The organism is Celeribacter sp. (assembly GCF_048261515.1).
In the GTDB taxonomy this organism is placed as follows: Bacteria; Pseudomonadota; Alphaproteobacteria; order Rhodobacterales; family Rhodobacteraceae; genus Celeribacter.
This window is the reverse complement of sequence record NZ_JBLXFZ010000012.1, coordinates 29,584-49,165: the sequence shown is the minus strand read 5'-3', so window position 1 is coordinate 49,165 and position 19,582 is coordinate 29,584. Positions and strand designations below refer to the sequence as shown.

19 protein-coding genes are annotated in these 19,582 nt (G+C 62.6%); 11 read left to right on the top strand and 8 right to left on the bottom strand.

The annotated features are described in order from the left end of the window. The first annotated feature begins 85 nt into the window (after window positions 1–85). From ACN0SC_RS16225 to rsmA, 6 genes are all read left to right on the top strand, one after another. Entirely contained in the window at window positions 86–1,216 is a 1,131-nt protein-coding gene (locus ACN0SC_RS16225; protein WP_417250739.1) for an LptF/LptG family permease, read from the top strand. Then, window positions 1,213–2,310, top strand: a complete 1,098-nt coding sequence (gene lptG / locus ACN0SC_RS16220; RefSeq protein ID WP_417250738.1) for an LPS export ABC transporter permease LptG — start codon at window positions 1,213–1,215, stop codon at window positions 2,308–2,310. The genes ACN0SC_RS16225 and lptG overlap by 4 nt, the downstream gene beginning before the upstream one ends. Beyond that, a complete protein-coding gene (locus tag ACN0SC_RS16215) occupies window positions 2,307–4,505 on the top strand; it encodes an LPS-assembly protein LptD (protein WP_417250737.1) in 2,199 nt (732 codons plus the stop codon). The genes lptG and ACN0SC_RS16215 overlap by 4 nt, the downstream gene beginning before the upstream one ends. Before the next feature lie 113 nt (window positions 4,506–4,618). Further along, window positions 4,619–6,004 (top strand): peptidylprolyl isomerase, encoded by a 1,386-nt coding sequence (locus tag ACN0SC_RS16210; RefSeq protein WP_417250736.1) that lies wholly within the window; start codon window positions 4,619–4,621, stop codon window positions 6,002–6,004. 11 nt (window positions 6,005–6,015) lie between these two features. After that, window positions 6,016–7,038: a 4-hydroxythreonine-4-phosphate dehydrogenase PdxA gene (gene pdxA / locus ACN0SC_RS16205; RefSeq protein WP_417250735.1), complete on the top strand. Its 1,023-nt coding sequence runs from the start codon at window positions 6,016–6,018 to the stop codon at window positions 7,036–7,038. Then, window positions 7,038–7,880 (top strand): 16S rRNA (adenine(1518)-N(6)/adenine(1519)-N(6))-dimethyltransferase RsmA, encoded by an 843-nt coding sequence (gene rsmA / locus ACN0SC_RS16200; RefSeq protein WP_417250734.1) that lies wholly within the window; start codon window positions 7,038–7,040, stop codon window positions 7,878–7,880. The genes pdxA and rsmA overlap by 1 nt, the downstream gene beginning before the upstream one ends. Window positions 7,881–7,999: 119 nt before the next feature. Here the strand turns inward: rsmA and ACN0SC_RS16195 are convergent, their stop codons facing one another. The 7 genes from ACN0SC_RS16195 to ACN0SC_RS16165 form a co-directional block, all read right to left on the bottom strand. Further along, window positions 8,000–8,641 (bottom strand): DUF4167 domain-containing protein, encoded by a 642-nt coding sequence (locus ACN0SC_RS16195; protein WP_417250733.1) that lies wholly within the window; start codon window positions 8,639–8,641, stop codon window positions 8,000–8,002. Between the two features lie 317 nt (window positions 8,642–8,958). Beyond that, the gene (prmC, locus tag ACN0SC_RS16190) at window positions 8,959–9,852 is read right to left on the bottom strand and encodes a peptide chain release factor N(5)-glutamine methyltransferase (RefSeq protein ID WP_417250732.1); all 894 of its coding nucleotides are present in this window, start codon (window positions 9,850–9,852) and stop codon (window positions 8,959–8,961) included. After that, window positions 9,849–10,901 (bottom strand): peptide chain release factor 1, encoded by a 1,053-nt coding sequence (prfA, locus tag ACN0SC_RS16185; RefSeq protein WP_417250731.1) that lies wholly within the window; start codon window positions 10,899–10,901, stop codon window positions 9,849–9,851. The genes prmC and prfA overlap by 4 nt, the downstream gene beginning before the upstream one ends. 52 nt (window positions 10,902–10,953) lie before the next feature. Then, entirely contained in the window at window positions 10,954–11,397 is a 444-nt protein-coding gene (locus tag ACN0SC_RS16180; RefSeq protein ID WP_417250730.1) for a DUF1499 domain-containing protein, read from the bottom strand. Window positions 11,398–11,553: 156 nt separating this feature from the next. Then, window positions 11,554–12,147 (bottom strand): outer membrane protein, encoded by a 594-nt coding sequence (locus tag ACN0SC_RS16175; RefSeq protein ID WP_417250729.1) that lies wholly within the window; start codon window positions 12,145–12,147, stop codon window positions 11,554–11,556. A gap of 205 nt (window positions 12,148–12,352) precedes the next feature. After that, window positions 12,353–14,191: an ABC-F family ATP-binding cassette domain-containing protein gene (locus ACN0SC_RS16170; protein WP_417250728.1), complete on the bottom strand. Its 1,839-nt coding sequence runs from the start codon at window positions 14,189–14,191 to the stop codon at window positions 12,353–12,355. 50 nt (window positions 14,192–14,241) lie between these two features. Further along, window positions 14,242–15,000 carry a GNAT family N-acetyltransferase gene (locus tag ACN0SC_RS16165; protein ID WP_417250727.1) on the bottom strand — a complete coding sequence of 253 codons (759 nt, stop codon included), beginning with the start codon at window positions 14,998–15,000 and terminating at the stop codon, window positions 14,242–14,244. Between the two features lie 165 nt (window positions 15,001–15,165). On the opposite strand from ACN0SC_RS16165, the gene msrB reads away from it, so the two are divergent. Next, window positions 15,166–15,606, top strand: a complete 441-nt coding sequence (msrB, locus tag ACN0SC_RS16160) for a peptide-methionine (R)-S-oxide reductase MsrB (protein ID WP_417250726.1) — start codon at window positions 15,166–15,168, stop codon at window positions 15,604–15,606. An 86-nt stretch (window positions 15,607–15,692) separates the two neighbouring features. On the opposite strand, the gene ACN0SC_RS16155 is transcribed toward msrB, so the two are convergent. Then, window positions 15,693–16,166 carry an outer membrane protein assembly factor BamE gene (locus ACN0SC_RS16155; RefSeq protein WP_417250725.1) on the bottom strand — a complete coding sequence of 158 codons (474 nt, stop codon included), beginning with the start codon at window positions 16,164–16,166 and terminating at the stop codon, window positions 15,693–15,695. A 145-nt stretch (window positions 16,167–16,311) separates the two neighbouring features. Here ACN0SC_RS16155 and ACN0SC_RS16150 point away from each other — a divergent pair, with 145 nt between their 5' ends. The 4 genes from ACN0SC_RS16150 (at window position 16,312) to ACN0SC_RS16135 (ending at window position 19,476) form a co-directional block, all read left to right on the top strand. After that, the gene (locus ACN0SC_RS16150) at window positions 16,312–16,878 is read left to right on the top strand and encodes a YceD family protein (protein ID WP_417250724.1); all 567 of its coding nucleotides are present in this window, start codon (window positions 16,312–16,314) and stop codon (window positions 16,876–16,878) included. Between the two features lie 215 nt (window positions 16,879–17,093). Continuing rightward, window positions 17,094–17,300 (top strand): 50S ribosomal protein L32, encoded by a 207-nt coding sequence (gene rpmF, locus ACN0SC_RS16145; protein WP_417250723.1) that lies wholly within the window; start codon window positions 17,094–17,096, stop codon window positions 17,298–17,300. A 22-nt stretch (window positions 17,301–17,322) separates the two neighbouring features. After that, entirely contained in the window at window positions 17,323–18,477 is a 1,155-nt protein-coding gene (gene plsX, locus ACN0SC_RS16140; RefSeq protein ID WP_417250722.1) for a phosphate acyltransferase PlsX, read from the top strand. 24 nt (window positions 18,478–18,501) lie between these two features. Then, complete coding sequence (locus ACN0SC_RS16135) at window positions 18,502–19,476, top strand: beta-ketoacyl-ACP synthase III (RefSeq protein ID WP_417250721.1); 975 nt, start codon at window positions 18,502–18,504, stop codon at window positions 19,474–19,476. The last annotated feature ends 106 nt before the right edge of the window (window positions 19,477–19,582 follow it).

The following is a 19,582-nucleotide window of genomic DNA, read 5'->3' as shown; positions in this document are numbered from 1 at the left end:
GAGCACTTTACCGCTTTCTCCGCCCTGCTTTGACCGTTAAGGTCGCCGCAGTTGCTAATCGGTCCTTCCGGGGGGGACGCATTAATTGGGACGATTCGACAGATACCTGCTGGGGCAGCTGCTCATGTTGTTCGGGTTCTTCGCGCTTGTCCTCGTGCTCGTGTTCTGGGTCAACGCGGCGGTGGCTTTGCTAGATAGCCTTCTGGGCGACGGGCAAGCGGTAGGCACCTTCCTGCTGCTCTCGGTCCTGACATTGCCCTCGGTGATGACCAAGGTGCTGGCCATTGCGGGCTTCGCAGCGACGGTCTTTGTCATCAATCGCCTCTCCTCGGAAAGTGAGCTGGTGGTGGCACAGGCTTCGGGCTTTTCGCCCTTCCGTCTGAGCCGCGCGGTTTTGATCTTTTCCCTCTTCGTTACCTTGATGATTGCGGCGCTCAGCCATGTGCTCGTGCCACTGGCGCAGCGCGAAAGCGATCTACGCCGCGCAGAGATCACACAAGACCTCACCGCGCGTTTTCTCAACGAAGGCACCTTTGTCCACCCTGCGAGCGGGATGACATTCTACGTACGTGAAATCAGCCCCGCCTCAGAGTTGCTCGACATCTATCTTTCATGGCATGACGAAGCATCAGGCACTCGCGATAATTTCACGGCGAAACGCGCGCTGATCGTGCGTGAGGAGGACGGGCCGATGTTGCTGATGTTCGACGGAATGTCGCAAAGCTATACCATCGAAGACCGCCGTCTTGCGGTGACGCGGTTCGACAGTTTTGCCTATTCACTGGCGGAATTCATGGGGGGCGACACAACGCCTGCGCAACGGATATCCTCAACGACGAGCTATGAGCTGCTGACGGGCGGCGCGGCTTTGCGTGAGGAACTTGACGCGACACAAGCTGAAACGCGCCTCGCCATTCACGAACGCACAGGTGAAGCGCTTCTGGCCGTGGCTGCCGTAATGATCGGCTTTGCGACCCTGATAGCCGGCGGTTTCTCGCGCTTCGGCCTGACGCGCCAAATCCTTTTTGCTGTGGTGCTTTTGGTTTCGGTAAAACTGGTGGACAATGCCGCCGCCACGCGCGCCTATGACGGGGCATGGCCTCTGCTCTACCTACCCGTCGCTTTTGGTGCGACGATTGCCTATGCGCTCTTGTGGCGCGCAGGGCGTCCCGATCTGGGGCAAAGGCGCATTCGCGCACGGGGAGCGGGCACATGATCCTCGATTTCTACTATGCTCGGCGTTTTGCCCGCGCCCTGATCATTGTTCTGGCCGTTCTTGGCGGCTTGATCATGATGATCGAGAGCATTGAGGCGCTACGACGGTACGGAGACACCGACCTGCCCGCCACGGGATTGCTCTACCTTGCCTCGCTGCGTCTGCCAGCCACTCTTTACGACATTTTGCCTATCGTCGTGGTCCTGTCCACGCTGGTGTTGTTTCTGGGCATGGCGCGCTCCTCCGAGCTTGTCGTGACACGCGCAGCGGGTCGGTCGGTCCTGCGTGCGCTTGTGCCGCCGCTGATGATGGCGATGCTATTCGGCGTCTTTGCCGTGGCCGTCATCGGCCCCGTCGCCGCCACGGCGACACGCACCTACGAGCAACGCACCGACGAGCTACGCGGCAGGGTCGGACAGGCTTTCTCGGTCTCCTCGGAAGGCCTATGGCTGCGTGAAGGCGATGAGCTTGGCCAGACGGTGATCCGCGCGGGACATTCCAATCTCGACGGCTCAGCGCTCTATGATGTGTCCTTCCTCGCCTTCGGCCCAGACGGCACTTTGGTGGAGCGCATCGAAGCAGGAAGCGCGCGGATCTATGGCGACGAATGGATTCTGACCGACGCCAAACGTTGGCCACTGAGTTCCGAATCCAACCCCGAAGCCGCAGCAACAACCGCCTCGAGCATGACACTGCCAACCGCGCTGACGCTCGACGAAATCCGCGACAGGTTTGGCACACCCAAGGCGGTGTCTATCTGGGACTTGCCTGCCTATATCGAAAAACTCGAAACCGCAGGTTTCTCCGCCCGTGCCTACAGGATGTGGATGCAATCCTCCTTCGCGCTGCCGCTGACCTTTGCCGCGATGATGCTGATCGGTGCAGGATTTACCATGCGCCACACCCGACTTGGCGGCACGGCCACTTTGGTTGTGACTGCGATCCTGTTGTCTTTCGGCTTTTTCTTCCTGCGCAGTTTTGCCCTGATACTCGGCGAAAACGGCGAAATTCCTGTGCTTCTGGCGGCATGGGGGCCTCCCGTGGCGGTGATCCTTGCCTCTACCGCACTTTTGCTTCACTTGGAGGACGGATGATGCCGAACGTCCCTGCCCCCCGTATGACCCGATTGTCACGCACGCTGCGCGCCAAGCCCGCACGCTATGTGTCCAGCCTCGCGCTTGCACTCGCGCTCGGCCTTTCCTCTCCTGTCTTTGCGCAGGATGCGACACCACCCGCAGCCCTTCTCGCCGATAGCATCTCCTTCGACGGCACGACCCTCACCGCGCGGGGCAGCGTTGAAGTTCTCTACGATGGCGCACGCCTGACCGCCACGCAGATCACCTACACCCGCGAGACAGGGGCGCTCGACATCAAGGGACCGCTGCGCCTGACGCAAGCGGACGGGGAGTCGGTAATCCTTGCCGATAGCGCGGCCCTCGACAGCGATCTGCGCAACGGCATCCTCAATTCCGCGCGCCTCGTCCTCTCCAACCGCTATCAACTCTCGGCTGCTCGGATCGAGCGTGCCGAAGGCCGCTACACGCGCCTGTCGAAGACCGTCACCTCCGCCTGCGACATCTGCGAGGGGTCGCCCGTACCCCTGTGGGAAATCCGCGCCCGTGAGGTGATCCACGACAGCGACGAGCACCAGATCTATTTCACGGACGCGCAGTTCCGTCTTGCGGGTGTGCCGCTACTCTACCTGCCGCGTCTGCGCATTCCCGATCCCTCGCTTGAGCGGGCCACTGGGATGCTGACACCCGAATTCGTCAGCTCCTCCTCGCTGGGCATCGGGGTCGAGGCGCCATATTTCATCACCCTCGGGCCACACCGCGACCTTACCGTCAGCCCGCTTCTGACCACGGAAACCAACACTCTGAAACTGCGCTACCGTCAGGAATTCGCGCGCGGCTCGATTACCGCCAACGGTGCGATCACCTCCGACAGCCTGCACGACGGGTTGCGGGCCTATGCCTTCTTCGACGGGACGTGGGACCTCGGCAACGACCTGACCTTCGGCGCACACCTCAAGGCAACCTCCGATATCGGCTATCTAGTCGACTACGACTTTTACGGACGCGACCGCCTGCCCTCGCAGCTGACCCTGACGCGCTACCGCGAAGGCGAGGCGCTCGATGCACAGATCATCGGGCTGCGCACCCTGCGGGAAGCGGAAGTGCCGATCGAGGACACGCTGCCCTTCCTCATTGGCGAGGCCACCTATACCCGCGACATCGACACCGATCTTGTGCCAGGGCGCCTGTCATTCGACCTCTCCGCCTCAGGCCATATCCGCGAATCTCATGTCGACGAGGATGGCATGGACGTCTTCCGCTTCGGAGCGGCGCTCGACTGGCAGCACAGCCATATCCTCGGCGCGGGATTGAAACTGGACGCCGCCGCACGCACCGCCGCCGATCTCTATTTCGTCAACGAAAACTCAAGCTATGACGACGTGACCCTTCGGCTCACTCAACAGGCTGCGTTGCGTCTGTCCTACCCGCTGATCCGCCAAGGTTCGACACGCGATGGCGGGACCGCATCGGAAGTCTTCACCCCCTTCGTGCAACTGGGCTGGGCCTATGCCTCGGGCAACGATGTGCCAAATTCGGATGCGCAACTGGTCGAGTTCGACGAGGGCAATCTCTTTGCGCTCAACCGCTTCCCCGGATCCGACGGGATCGACACGGGCACATCCGTCACCTTGGGCATGAATTACACGCGCTCCTCCGCACAGGGAAGCTATGGCATCACCCTCGGACGCGTGCTGACCGACAGCATCTCCACCGGTTTTACCGAAAGCTCGGGACTGGCAGGGAACACCTCCGACTGGCTTCTGGGCGGGCACCTCGATTTCGACATGGGGCTCAGTCTGGCCACCCGTGCGCTCTTCGACAGCAACCTGTCGATCACCAAGCTGGAAACGCGGCTGGCGCTTGAGCGCCCGCGCTACGACATTCAGGCCACCCATGCCTATGTCATTGCAGATGCAGATGAAGGCCGCTCCGACCCGATCAGCGAAGTCACCTTTGACGGGTCGGTCAAACTCGCGCCCAACTGGACCGCGACAGGCGCGCTGCGTCACGATCTGTCGGAGCGGGTCACAAACGAGGCGCGCATCGGCGTCACCTATCAAAACGAGTGCGTCCGCCTCGGCCTCGATGTCTCACGCCGGTTTACCGAAACATCCGCCATCGACCCCGAGACGAAATTCTCCTTCACCGTGGGCTTTGGCGCTTATGATACGCAAAACGGCGCAGCAGGGCATTGCGGCGTCAGCGGGCTGTGACCTTCCTTGGCGATGCGCGGCGTCAATCCGCTTGGCCCGCGCGGCGAAACCCCGTAAGAAGGTCACGAGAAACGGACGAAGAAACGACACGAGGGTTGGGCATGAAACGCATCATGAAAGCTGTAGCAGACGCAAGCAGTCGCGCGGCAACACGCACGCAACGCACCATCGCCTCCGCACGCGCGGCGTTTGGGGCCGTGGCGGGGCTGACAGCACTCACGCTGGCGCTTGGCCTTACGCCTCCGCCCGCCCATGCGCAAGGCAACCTCTTCGCCCCCGTTGTTCTGGTCAACGATCAGGTCATCACACGCTACGAGGTCAACCAGCGCATCGCCATGATGTCCGCTCTTGGTGGCAGCGCGACCGAAGAGGTCGCCATCGATGCGCTCATCAACGAACGCCTGCAACGCGAAGCCGCCTCACGGCTCGGCATTCAGGCCACACAAGCAGGGATCGACGCGGGTATTGCCGAGTTTGCCGAGCGTGGCGGACTGGAACCCGAAGCCTTCCTTAAATTCCTCGAATCCCGTGGCGTGGCCATCGAAAGCTTCCGCGATTTCGTGGTCGCAGGTGTGGTTTGGCGCGAATTTGCACGTAACCGCTTTGCGCCGCGTGTCAGCATTTCAGAGGCCGAGATCGACCGCGCCTTGCAGACCCAAGGCCCCACGGGCGGTCTGCGCCTGTTGCTGTCAGAGATCTTCCTGCCTGCACGCACACCTGAAGAGCGCGCCGAATCCGAGCGTCTTGCCTCCCGCATCGCCTCTGGCGCGACGCTGGGCAGTTTCGCAGCCGCCGCACGTCAATATTCCGTCGCCCCCTCGCGTGAGCGTTCAGGCCGTCTCGACTGGACACCCGTGGGCAACCTGCCCGCCCCCCTGCGCGCGGCGGTTCTGGCTCTGAAACCGGGTGAGGTCACTGCGCCTTTGTCTACAGGAAATGCCATTGGCTTCTTCCAGTTGCGCGCGATTGAAGAGACCGAAGTGCCCACACCCGAGCCTGTCTCCATCGAATACGCCGCCTATTACATCGACGGTGGCCGCACCGAAGCAGGCCTCGCCCGCGCTGCAAAAGTCGCCGCGAATGTGGACACCTGCAACGATCTCTACGGCATCGCGAAGGGTCAACCCGCCGAAGTGCTGCAAATCGACACCCTGCCTACGGCAAGCATTCCGCAGGACGTGGCGCTTGAGTTGGCGAAGCTCGACGCGGGCGAAGTCTCCACCGCCCTGACCCGTGCCAATGGTCAAACGCTCGTCTTCCTGATGCTGTGTCAGCGCAACTATAGCGAAGTCACGGTCGAAGCCTCCGCGCCCGCGCCCCGCGCCGATGACGAGGACGAGGCGCAGGACGAAGCCATGACCGAGGAAGAAGCCGCCGCCGCAGCCCGCGCCGAGCAGCGCGAGACCATCCGCAACCGCCTGCAAGGTCAGCGGCTGAATGCAATGGCCGCGAACTACCTTGCCGAGTTGAAAGCCGATGCTGTCATCGAGCGGCCCTAAGGGGCTGCACCATGGCTGACCCGCGCCAAAGCACATCATCACAAAACGCCCCCGCACCGATCGCCCTGACCTGTGGCGAACCTGCGGGCGTTGGGCCTGAACTGGCCATGCGCGCCGCCGAACGGCTTGAGGGGCGTGTGCCCTTCTTCTGGATCGGCGACCCGCGCCACCTGCCCTCTGGCGCGCGGATCACGGAAATCGCCGCCCCGAAGGATGCTGTCCACGTGCCCACGGGCACCCTGCCCGTCCTGCGCCACGACTTCCCTGCACTTGCCACAGCAGGCACCCCGAACCACGCCAATGCGCAAGGGGTGATCGACGTGATCACCCGCGCCGTGGGTCTGGTGCGGCAGGGTCTCGCGGGAGGCGTAACCACCGCGCCGATCAACAAGCGTGTGCTCAAGGACGGGGCCGATTTCGCCTATCCTGGCCATACCGAGTTTCTTGCCCATCTGGGCGGGGTCGAGCGCGTTGTGATGATGCTCGCCTGCCCTGCGCTGCGCGTTGTGCCGACAACGATCCATATCGCGCTGAAGGACGTGCCCGATGCCTTCACACCCGACTTGCTCGACGACACCATCCGCATCACCGCGCGCGACCTCAAACGCTATTGGGGCCTGAGCAATCCGCGTATCGCCGTGGCGGGGCTAAACCCCCACGCAGGCGAAGGCGGGGCCATGGGCCATGAGGAAGACGACTGGATGCGCACGCTGATCGAAGGGCTGCGCCGTGAGGGCTATGCCATCAAGGGGCCGATGCCCCCCGACACCATGTTCCACGAACAGGCCCGTGCGGGCTATGACGTGGCGATCTGCGCCTACCACGACCAAGCCCTGATCCCGATCAAGACACTGGATTTCGCGGGCGGGGTCAATGTCACCCTTGGCCTGCCCTTCATCCGCACTTCGCCCGATCACGGCACAGCCTTCGACATCGCGGGACAAGGCAAGGCCGACCCGACATCGCTTGTCGCCGCCCTTGATATGGCGTGGGACATGGCCCGCGCCACACCGCCCGCACAAGGAGCATCGTGATGGCCACGATAGACGGCCTGCCGCCGCTGCGCGATGTGATCGCGACCCACGATCTTGTCGCCAAGAAATCACTGGGTCAGAACTTCCTGCTCGACCTCAATCTCACCGCGAAGATTGCACGCCAGGCGGGTGATCTGTCGGCCTGTGACGTGCTGGAGGTCGGGCCGGGTCCGGGAGGCCTGACCCGTGGGCTACTGGCAGAAGGCGCGCGCAAGGTGCTTGCCGTGGAGAAGGACAAACGCGCGATGGCCGCTCTTGCGGAAATCTCCGCGCGCTATCCCGACCGCCTTGAGGTGATCAACGCCGATGCGCTCGACATCGACCCGCTGGAGCGCCTCACGCGCCCCGTGCGCGTGATCTCGAACCTGCCCTACAACGTGGGCACGGAACTGCTGGTGCGCTGGCTCACGCCGCCCGAATGGCCGCCCTACTGGGCCTCTCTGACGCTGATGTTCCAGCGCGAAGTGGCCGAGCGTATCGTCGCGCAGCCCGGATCGAAGAAATACGGCCGCCTCGCAATCCTGAGCCAGTGGCGCGCTACCCCACGAATCGTCATGGAGCTTCCGCCCGAAGCCTTCACGCCGCCGCCGAAAATCCACTCCGCCGTGGTGCACATCGAGGCCCTGCCCGCCCCGCGTTTCGAGGCCAATCCAAAGGTGCTCGAACGCATCGTCGCGGCGGGGTTCAACCAACGGCGCAAGATGCTGCGCGCCTCGCTCAAGGGCGTCGCGCCCGATATCGAGGACCGCCTCACAGCGGCGGGCATCAAACCCACTGACCGCGCCGAACAGGTGCCGATCGAAGGTTGGTGCGCACTGGCGCGCAACGTGGCTCAGGGGTAGGCGCACGCCGCGCCCCCTCACCCCAACCACCCACACGAGAAAAAAAGCCCCGCTCGACGAGCGGGGCTTTCTCTATACTGAATGGACCGAAGAGGTCGCAGGACGAAAGCGCCGCGCGCTTACTCTGCGGCCTCTGTTGAACCGTTGGTGTCGGAACCGTCAGATCCGTCGTCAGCCTTCTTCTCGACTTTCTCGGTCTTTTCAGACTTTTCAGTCTTTTCGGCCTTCTCCGCTTTCACCTCGCCATCAGCCGCTTTCGGCTTGCGTGGCTTGCGGGCGCGACGCGGTTTTTCCTGACGCTTCTCTTCGGGCGTCTCGACAAGGGCACTCTCGCCCCCTTCGCTCTCGCCGTCCTTGTTCTCGACAAAGACCAGATCGCCCTGATCACCGCCCGCGCTGGCCGCCTCGGCGGCGCGTTTTTCCTCTTGGCGGCGCTGGCGCTCAAGGCGCTCGGCCTCCTGACGCTCGCGGCGTTCCTCACGCTCGCGCTCCTCGCGCTCGCGCTGCGCCTCCTGCTCCCGTTGAGCCTCACCAAGCAGACGCAGATAGTGTTCCGCGTGCTGCTGGAAGTTCTCGGCCGCAACGCGGTCGTTGGAAAGCTGCGCATCACGTGCGAGCTGGTTGTATTTGTCGATAATCTGCTGCGGCGTTCCGCGCACCTTGCCCTCTGGGCCGGAGCTGTCGAACACGCGATTGATCACATTGCCGACGGAGCGGTTGCGGTTGTTCTTTGACCGCGCACGATTCTTCGAAGATCTCATATGAATATGTCTTTCGAGCCTTACTGAGCCGCCACCGAAGGGCGACTTACCTTGCTATGCCGAATCTCGGGTTCGGCTTACCTTACTCTGCGTTGGTATCGTCCTGCGCCGCGACTGGCGGGTGAATGAAACCTGCACAATTTGATTGAGTAGATGTGCCGGGGCAAACGCCCACTGGACACACATCTGAAAAAGCATGTCCCGCCCCCGTTTACAAGACGTTTTTTACCAAATCCCTTAAAAGGAGCGAAAAACGAGGGAAAAAGGCCCGTTTTCCCGCGCAAACGGGCGTCAGACGGGTCGCGCGCCTCACTTCCCTAACGGCCGAGATTGCGCGGATGCGGATTTGGCACCTGCGCGCGCACAACGCGGTCGCGGCCGTCGAGATCGGCAATCACCCGCACGCCTTTGAAGCCCGCCTCCAACAGCATGTCACAGACCGCCGCGCCCTGTGTCGGACCGATCTCCAAAGCGATCCGTCCCCGTGGCGCGAGATGCGCCCGTGCGCCTCGTGCAATCGCACGATAGGCCTCCAGACCATCGGCCTCGTCGGTGAGCGCCATGCGCGGCTCGTGGGAAAGTTCAGGCGCAAGCCCCGCCATTTCCTGCGCCGCGATATAGGGTGGGTTGGAAACAATCAGGTCAAATGTACCCTCGACACCCTCGAACCAGTCGGCCTGCACAAAGCGCACCTTGGAGGACAGACCAAGCGCCTCGGCATTGCCACGAGCCACCTCCAACGCGGCCTGCGACAGATCGGTGCCCACCCCCTTCGCCAAGGGTTGCTCGGCGAGAAGTGTCAGCACGATGGCCCCTGACCCCGTACCGAGATCGAGCACCGAGGAAAACGGGCGGCTCATGGCCTCCGCGATCAGTGTTTCGGTTTCGGGGCGCGGGTCCAGCACATCGCGGGTGACGCGGAAATCCCGCCCGTAGAAGTGCCGCCGCCCGATGATATGGGACACAGGTTCGCGCAGTTTACGGCGGTCCACATAGGCGTTGAATGCCAAAAAGGCCGGCGGGTCAATTTCGTCGGGCAGCACCAGCGTTAGGCGCTCAGGCGCGATATCGAGCGTATGGGCCATCAGGATACGGGCATCGCGCGCCGCGCCCTCGATCCCTGCCTCGGCGAGCCGTTTCGCGCCCTGAGCGAGGGCCGTTTTGACCGTGGGCGGCAACTTGGCGCCCTTTTGATCGGGCGGGAGCGTCATGCCGCACCCATCTCCGCCAGTTGCGCGGCTTGGTGGTCGGAAATCAGCGCGTCGATGATCTCGTCGAGATCGCCGCCCATAACTGCGTCGAGCCTGTAGAGCGTGAGATTGATGCGGTGGTCGGTCAGACGCCCCTGCGGGAAGTTATAGGTACGAATGCGCTCGGAGCGGTCGCCCGATCCGACCTGTGCCTTGCGGTCGGCGGAGCGTTCGTCATGCAGCCGCTGGCGCTCCAGATCGTAAAGCCGCGCTTTCAGCACATCCATCGCGATCTCGCGGTTGCGGTGCTGGGACTTCTCGGAGCTTGTCACGACGATGCCCGTGGGCAGGTGGGTGATCCGCACAGCCGAGTCGGTGGTGTTGACGTGCTGGCCGCCCGACCCGCTGGCGCGCATGGTGTCGATGCGGATGTCGTTGGAGGAAATCTCGATATCGACGTTGCGCGCCTCGGGCAGAACCGCCACGGTTGCCGCCGAGGTGTGGATGCGTCCACCGCTCTCGGTTTCGGGCACCCGCTGCACACGGTGCACGCCACTCTCATATTTCAGCCGCGCAAAGACCCCCTCGCCCGCGACATTGACCGTCACGGCCTTGATCCCGCCAAGCTCGCTTTCCTGCATTTCGATGATCTCGCAGCGCCAGCCACGCGCCTCGGCGTAGCGTTGATACATGCGCAAGAGATCGCCCGCGAAAAGCGCCGCCTCGTCGCCCCCCGTCCCAGGACGGATCTCGATAATGGCAGAGCCGCTGTCGGCGGCGTCCTTGGGCAAAAGCGCGATTTGCAGCGCCTCTTCGGCGGCAGGGATCTTCGCACGCAAGACGGGCAGCTCTTCCTCGGCCAAGGCGCGCATGTCGGGGTCGTCCAGCATCGCCTCCGCCTCGGCCAGATCGCCAAGCAGCGCCTGATAGGCGCGTATCTGGTCCACGACGGGTTTCAACTCCGAGTATTCACGGCCCAAAGCGACGATATCGCCGCCTGGCTGGTTCATAGCCGCTTCGACATACTCGAAACGTTCGATAATCTGGTGAAGGCGATCCTGTGGTATCATGCGCCATGTGTTGCCCGTGAAATCGGACGGGGTCAAGAGCGTGTGCGCGGTGTTACGGATCGGTGGGGTTTGCGGCCAGACCCGCCGCGTCAAGCCATGCCGCCACACGCCGCCCGTTGACGCCCACGTCTGACTTCCCAAAGCGCAGGCGCGCAAGGATGGTCAAAGTGGACCCTGTCGCGGTCGGGGTTGCGGCAATGGTCGTGTAATCGGGAAACCCCCAGAGAAACGACCGCGTGCGATAAGTGATGCGCCCGTCCTCGACACTACCCGCAATGCGGGTGGTTCGCGCAGTGGCCTCGGCGACATTCGCGAGCTTTGCGAGCACCTCATCAGGTGAGAGATCAACCTCGACCCGCTGCAATGTGCCCGCCTGCCCCGGATCGCCTGCGACAACCGGATCAACGTGCCAGCGCGCGGTATCGGTTGGCGCAAGACGGATCGCGGCCTGCAAGGCGAGGAACACGCCCGCGAGCGCAAGCAAGGTTAGTTTCAAGGCATATCTCCCGTGGTTTCCCCCTGACTATGCCTGCGCGCAGACCGCGGCAAGCCCATATAAAACCCGCCACGCGAGGGGGGCGCGCGGCGGGAGTGGCCCCTGCGTCGGGAAGAGAAAAACGCAGGGAGGGAGAGAGAAGATCTGGACGTGCGATCAGAAGCGCATCGACAGGCGCGCGCCAAGCGTGGTTGCGCCGACATCCGAACTGCTGTCATCGAACTCACTGAAGTCGGTGTGCAGCAATTCAACGCCCGCCGTCCACGCATCGTTGATGGCGTAGTCGACGCCAACACCGTAGCTCACGCCCGTGTCGGAATAGTCATTGCCGCTGATCGTGGCATTGGCATAGGTCGCGCCGAGGACACCGTAGAACAGCATGTCGCCCGCGTCATAACCTGCGCGCAGTTTCACACGCGCCATGTCGTCGATCTCGTCACCCGCTTCGGACATGCCCGAGCCGAGATATTCCACCTCGCCGCCGATCACATAGTCTCCAAAGTCGTAGTTGTAGCCGCCGTGAATCCCGTAGACTTCGCCGTCCACGCCATCGGCGTCATCAGCCCCCCAGCCGTAGCCGAGCGTTGCACCGGCATAGCCACCCGTCCAGTCGGTGCCCGTGGCGATGACGGGTGCTGCCGTGGTGATCACGGGCTCGGGGATGGCGGCTTCGGGCGACCCTGCCCAAAGGGGGCTCGCGGCCATCATTACGGCGGTTGCTGCCACGGAAGATTTGATAAAAGTTGTCATTGTTGTCTCCTTTTCTGCCTCAGTCTGGCGAATGCACTTGGCGCGCAACGGCGCGCTTTTCTGCGTTGCTCGATGAGGCATATGGGACATCTGCGGCAGGAAAAAACCCTCGCGGCAGTCACGGCTTCGTGAGAAGGTAAATGCGCGGAAATACAGGACAAATTCCGCCTATCGACAGGGTGAAATCGGCCAGTTTCTGCCGAGTTTACTCTTCCGTGGAACGTTCTTCGAGGGTGAGCCATTCCTCTTCTGCTGTCGCGAGCGCCTCTTGGCGTTGCGTCAACATTTCGGTGGCCTTGGCAAATTTCACAGGTTCACGGGTAAAGAGGTCGGGATCGGCCAGAAGATCACCGAGCTTGGCGATCTCCGCCTCGATCCGCGCAATCTCGTCGGGCAGTTCCGCCAAGCGGTGCTTCTCGGTGAAGCTCAGCCCGCTGCCTGCCTTTTTCGCCGCCTGCGCGGGTGCGGGCTTCTCGGCAGGTTTGGCCTTGGGCTTTGCGCCCTTGGTGGACGCCCCTGCCGCCGCGCCCGCTTTTGCGCCGCGCTGGTTGACGTAATCCGACCAACCGCCCGCGTAAACCGTGGCCTCACCATCGCCCTCCATCGCCACAGTCTGCGTGGCCACACGGTCGATGAAGTCACGGTCGTGGGAGACCAGAAGAACGGTGCCCGAGAAATCGGTCAGCAATTCCTGCAACAGATCAAGCGTCTCGATGTCGAGGTCGTTGGTCGGCTCGTCGAGCACCAGAAGGTTAGACGGTTTTGCCATGATCTTCGCCAGAAGCAGGCGCGCTTTTTCTCCACCCGACAGGGCCGCTACGGGAGCACGCGCCTGCGCATCGGTGAAGAGAAACTCCTTGAGATAGCCCACGACGTGCTTGGGTGTGCCGCGCACCATGATCTGATCGGCCTTACCAGAGACCGTCAGCCCCTTCTCCGAGGTCATCGCTTCCCACAGGGACAGGTCATCGCGCAGGTTCGAGCGGGTCTGGTCAAAGACCGCCATCTCCAGCTTCGTGCCCAGTTTCACAGTGCCCGTATCGGGGGCCAACTCGCCCGTGAGCATTTTCAACAGCGTCGTCTTACCCACCCCATTGGGGCCGACAAAGGCCACGCGATCTCCGCGCGCGATCTTGATGGAGAAGTCGCGCAGGATGGTGCGGTCGCCAAAGGATTTGGAGATCCCTTCGGCCTCCACCACACGCTTGCCCGAGGCTTCCCCGACATCCAGATCCATCGCCGCTGTGCCTTGACGCGAGATTTGGGCGCTGCGGGTGGCGCGCAAATCCTGAAGCGCGCGAACACGGCCCTGATTGCGCTTGCGGCGTGCTGAAATGCCTTCGACCGCCCAGCGGGCTTCGGCCTTGATCTTGCGGTTGAGCTTGTGGCGCTCCTGATCCTCTTCGTCCCAGACCTTGTCGCGCCACGCCTCGAACTCGGTGAACCCCTGCTCCTGACGCCGCACCATCCCGCGATCGACCCAGAGCGTCGCCCGTGTCAGCGCGTTGAGGAAGGCGCGGTCGTGGGAGATGATGACATAGGCGGTTTTGGTGGTCTTGAGTTCGTTTTCCAGCCACGCAATCGCCTCGATATCAAGGTGGTTGGTCGGCTCGTCGAGCAGCATCAATTCGGGCGCTTCGGCCAGAAGTTTAGCCAGAGCCGCACGCCGCCGCTCCCCGCCCGATGCGGTTTCGATCAGGCCTTCAGGGTCGAACTTCAATCCTTCGGCTACCATATCGACCTTGTAGCTCTCGGATGGATCAAGACCGCTTGAGGCAAATTCGCCCAAAGTGGAGAAACCGCTCATGTCGGGATCTTGCTCCATGTAGCCCACGGATGTCGCGGGGCCGAGCACACGGGAGCCCGTATCGGCCTCCACAAGTCCAGCCATCACCTTCATCAAGGTGGACTTCCCCGACCCGTTGCGCCCAACGAGGGCAACGCGGTCGCCCTCTTGGACCACCAGATCAAGATCGGCAAAAAGGGGATCACCGCCGAAAGTCAGCGAGATATTCGAAAGCTGGAGTAAGGGTGCGCGTGCCATGCGCAACCGCTACTTCGGCACGGCGCGAAGGTCAACGGGAAGCGCGCGCCCTACCCTGCCACGGCACGCAAAAGCCGCTTGCGCGCAGGCGGAATCGCGGCAATCTCGACACCTGTGAAGACATGCATCGTGCCAAGCGCACGATCCACCACCGCGTGATCAGACACCCAACCGCCCATCATCAGGTAGGTCTTGAGCAAGGGCGGCATGGCGCGCATGGCGCGTTTGGCATCGGGTTTACGCCGCAAGCGGGCGGCGAATTTAAACACATTTGGCGCTTTCACCCGCGGCAGCAGGCGTTTAGGCCCGAGGTGGCGATGCTTGAGCATGGCCAAAGCATCGGCATGGACGGCCCAATCAGTCCCCATGAAGGACGAACACCCGAACAGCAGGTCGATCCCGCGTGTATCAACATATTGCGTGAGCGCCCCCCACGCGACGCGCAGCACATCAGGGTCGTGGCATTCGGGATGGATACAGAATCGCCCCATCTCCAACATGCGCCCCTCATAGCTCTCCAACGCCTCCAGCCCGTAGTATTGCGCCGAGTAGCTTTGAGAAATCGCGGCACCATTATCGAGATCCATCATACGAAAGGTGCAAACAAGCCGTCCCGTCGCACGCTCTTCGATCAGAACGTGGTGACAACAGGCGTCAAAGGCATCGGCATCCGCGCCATCCCCCTCCGCAACCGCCCCATCGGCGCGGTTGGAAATAAAGGCGAGATAGCGGAGCCGTTGCGCGGCTTCCACATCCGCGGCCCTTTCGGCCAGTCGAACAATATACCGCCCCTTGCGCAGTGCGAACATCGCGGGTGCCTCCTTACGTGGCTGACTTCAATATGTGCCTGCGCCAGACTGCACGCAAGATGTGACGGTCATGTGACCCGCCCCTTGCCGAAAGTCGCGCACCGCATAGATTGAACAGACAGCCCCCCCGATTGGCGCACATCCGCCACAAACCAGAGGACCGCCATGACACAAGATGACAGCAAACGCAGCGCCGCCGCCGATCGCAGCGAGGAGGAATGGCGCGAGATTCTCGACCCCGAAACCTACCGCGTCACCCGCCAGCACGGCACAGAACGCGCCTACTCACACCCTGGATTTCCCGCCGTGGCAGGCGTTTTCACCTGCGCCTGTTGCGGAGAGGAACTGTTCACGCAGGAAGAGAAATACGAATCCCACTGCGGCTGGCCCGCCTTTTACGCCACCAAGGAGGGCGCGCCCGTGGGCGAAAGCCACGACACTTCCTTTGGCATGGTGCGCACGGAGGTGCATTGCGACAATTGCGGCGCGCATCTGGGCCACGTCTTTCCCGACGGACCGCAGGACAAAACGGGGATGCGCTACTGCATCAACGGGGTCTCGCTGCGCTTCACCCCCGCAGAGGGTGCCACGGAAAGCGACGGATAACGCAGGCGACATTTGCGAGAGACACGCATGAAAAAGGCGCGGCGACCATCGGTCCCGCGCCCTTTTCTTGTCCGTGAAGGCTCATCCTATTGCAGCAGGGTCGCCGTATCGAGGCGGCCAAGGTTGCCAAAGAGCTGTTGCAGGAAGGTGATCCCGCGCGTGTTCGACGTGGTCACGCGCCGCGACAGCGCGACGACATTTCCGCCCTCAAGTCCGAAACGCTCGACATTCGAGACAACGCCCGCATCGTCAAAGCTGATAGCAACGACCTGACGATCCACTTCCTTGGGGGCGAAGGCACCAAGATGGCGGAACTCGGAGCGCACGTAATACCAGCCCGACGAGGCCAGAAGACCCTCGGTGCCTGGACGCCCTGCGATTTCGGCCACGCTCTCGCGCGTGTCCTCGCCGACCGTGATCTCGGCCAGTGTCTCATCACTGGGCACATAGCCGTGGTAACGTGCCTGTGAGACACAGGCGCTCAGAACGATCCCCGCAATCAAGGCCAAGGCGACACGTAGGGCGCGCGGTGCGGTACTGGGCACGGTTCGGATTTGCATCTGCTCAATCGTCCTCATTCTCTGTCGGGCGCGCAGCGGACGATTCCCGCCCGACACGCCATTGCCTGCTCCCTCTTGCATCGGGGCCGCGTGGCTTCTACTTCCACCTACATCAAACACTGCGCTGCGATCAAGGAGAACGCACATGTCCGCCGAAGGTCTGAACAAATGGGGCGCAACCCTGCGCCTTGGCGATCTGTCACCCGCACGCACCCACGCCTTTTCCATTGAGGCGGATGCGCAGGCCATGGCGGCGATTGCTGACGAGCTGGAACTCTCCAGCGTGAAAAAGCTGCGTTTCGAGGGCACATTGGTCGCCGCAGGGAAGCGTGACTGGCGTCTTGAAGGCATGTTGGGCGCAACAGTGGTCCAGCCCTGTGTCGTCACGCTCGATCCCGTCACCACGCGGATCGACAGCCCCGTGGGGCGCACTTATCTGGCCGATTTCACCGATCCCGCCGAAGCAACTGCGGAAGAAGAGGTGGAAATGCCCGAGGACGACACGGTCGAGCCCCTGCCCGCCACGCTGTCACTGTCTGCCGTGGCCATAGAGGCGCTCGCGCTTGCCGTACCTGCCTATCCGCGCGCCGAAGGGGCCGAGCTGGGCGAATTGCGCGTTACCGAGCCAGGAAAGGATCCGATGAGCGACGAGGATGTAAAACCTTTCGCGGGGCTCAAAGCTCTACGTGACAAGCTCGGCGGAACCGACTAAGGAGGGCGCAAGCGGGTCCGTCTGGGCCTGCGCGAAAAAGCGGGAAACAAAAGGGTTGCATGATGTGCGATTCCGAGTATGTTCCCGCCCTCGTTTACACCCTTCGCCAAACGCATGTGGCGCCGCACCCGCAGCGCCCGCATTTGTCGAGAATACCGGGGGCAGATGCCCCGCCCATCGGGGCCGTTTTGCCCCCTAAATACCGAGGTTGAGACATGGCTGTCCCTCAGAATAAGATTACCCGCTCCAAGCGGAACATGCGTCGCGCACACGATGCGCTGGTGGCCGGCAACCCCGCCGAATGCCCTAGCTGCGGTGAACTCAAGCGTCCGCACCACGTTTGTGCCGCTTGTGGCACCTACGATGACCGTGAGGTTATCGCGCAGGCCGACGAGATCGACCTCGACGAAGACGCGGCATAAGCACCCCTGATACGGTGCCCCTATGAGCCCGACGACCACGCCCGAGACCGAAACTGCCCAATCCCCTACCCCGACTCCGGTCGCGGCAGGTGACGGCACTGAGGTTAAAGGCCGTCTTGCGGTTCGCTCAGGCACCAAGGTCACCCTGTCCATTGATGCAATGGGCGGGGATCGCGGACCGGCGGCAATTGTCGCCGGTATTTCGCGTTCTGCGGCCAAGAATCCCGCGCTGGATTTCATCCTGCACGGCAATGCTGCCACGCTCGAAAAACTTGTCGCCAAGCGCAAACACCTGCGCGGGCGTGTCGAGATACGCGACGCGCAAGGTGTTGTAACCATGGACGAAAAACCGTCGCAAGCCATGCGCCGCGCGGATACATCCATGCGTTCGGCCATTGATGCAGTGCGCGATGGCGAAGCACAGGCCGTGGTGTCATGCGGCAACACGGGGGCGCTCATGGCGACCTCGATGATCCGCCTGCGCAAGCTCGAAGGCGTCAACCGCCCCGCCATTGCCTGCCTGTGGCCCTCGCGCAATGCGGGTGGCTTCAACGTCATGCTCGACGTGGGCGCCGACATCCGTGCCGACCAGCAAGACCTGCTGCAATACGCGATGATGGGTGCCTCCTATGCGCGCAACGGTCTCGGCCTGTCCGAGCCGCGCGTGGGCCTGCTCAACGTGGGCACCGAGGAGCACAAGGGCCGCGCCGAACTCAAGGTGGCCTCCGACCTCATCGAAAAGACCCAGCAACTCGGCAACTACAGCTATGTCGGCTTTGTCGAGGGTGGCGATATTCCTGGCGACAAGGTGGATGTGATCGTCACCGACGGCTTTACCGGCAATGTCGCGCTCAAGACGGGCGAAGGCACGGCGAAATTCGTGGGCGACTCGCTCAAGGAAGCCTTCAAGGCCACGCCGCTGTCGCGTATTGCCGCCCTGCTCGCTCTGACCTCCCTGCGCCGTCTCCAAAAACGAATCGACCCCCGCCGCGTTAACGGCGGTGTCTTCCTCGGCCTGCGTGGCACGGTGGTGAAATCCCACGGCTCAGCGGATGCAACAGGCGTCTCTGCCGCGGTCAAACTGGCTTATGAACTGGCCGCCAGCGGCTTTACCGAACGACTGGCTGCGCGGGTTGCATCTGCCGCTGCGTCAGCGCAAACTGACAAACCAGAATAACAAGAGCGAAAGTTGGTGGAATCCATGACCGTTCGGGCAGTCATCGCAGGCGTCGGCCATTACCTACCCGAGCGCGTCGTAGAAAACGCCGAGTTCGAGAAAACCCTCGACACATCGGACGAGTGGATTCGCACCCGCAGCGGTATCGAACGCCGCCATTTTGCCGCCGTGGGGGAAACCACCTCGATGATGGGCACGGCAGCGGCGAAAAATGCGCTCGCGGACGCAGGCATTGAAGCCTCTGATGTGGATGCGGTGATCGTAGCCACCTCGACGCCAGACCTCACCTTTCCCTCCGTCGCCACCATGATCCAAAGCGAATTGGGTATGCGCACGGGCTTTGCCTTTGATGTGCAGGCAGTCTGCGCGGGCTTCATCTATGCGCTGTCCAACGCCAATGCGCTGATCGTATCGGGTCAGGCAAATCGGGTGTTGGTGATCGGGGCCGAGACTTTCTCGCGCATCATGGACTGGACCGACCGCTCCACCTGTGTGCTCTTCGGCGATGGCGCGGGTGCGCTCTTGCTCGAAGCGCAAGAAGGCGCAGGGACCGCCGACGATCGCGGCATCCTCTCCTCCGATCTCAACTCCGACGGCACCTACCGCGACATGCTCTACGTCGATGGCGGGGTCTCCACCACGGGAACGGCAGGGAAACTGCGGATGCAGGGCAATCCCCTCTTCCGACAGGCCGTCTCCAAACTCGCCTCCACCGCCACCGCCGCTCTGGAGAAGGCGGGCGTGGACCCCGAGCAGATCGACTGGATCGTGCCGCATCAGGCCAATATCCGCATCATCGAGGGCACGGCGAAAAAGCTCGGCCTGTCGATGGATAAGGTCGTTGTGACCGTTCAAGACCACGGCAACACCTCCGCTGCGTCGATCCCGCTGGCCTTCTCTGTGGGCAAGGAGCGCGGACAGATCAAAAAGGGCGATATCTGCGTCGCCGAAGCCATTGGTGGCGGTCTGGCATGGGGCGCGGTCGTGCTACGCGTCTGACGCAGGCACGGCGCCACATCCCTCCTCTCAAGCAATCCGTGACGCGCTTCCGTCGCGGAAATCGGCAAGAACAATGCCGCACAAGTCATTGATATTGACGCCTGCC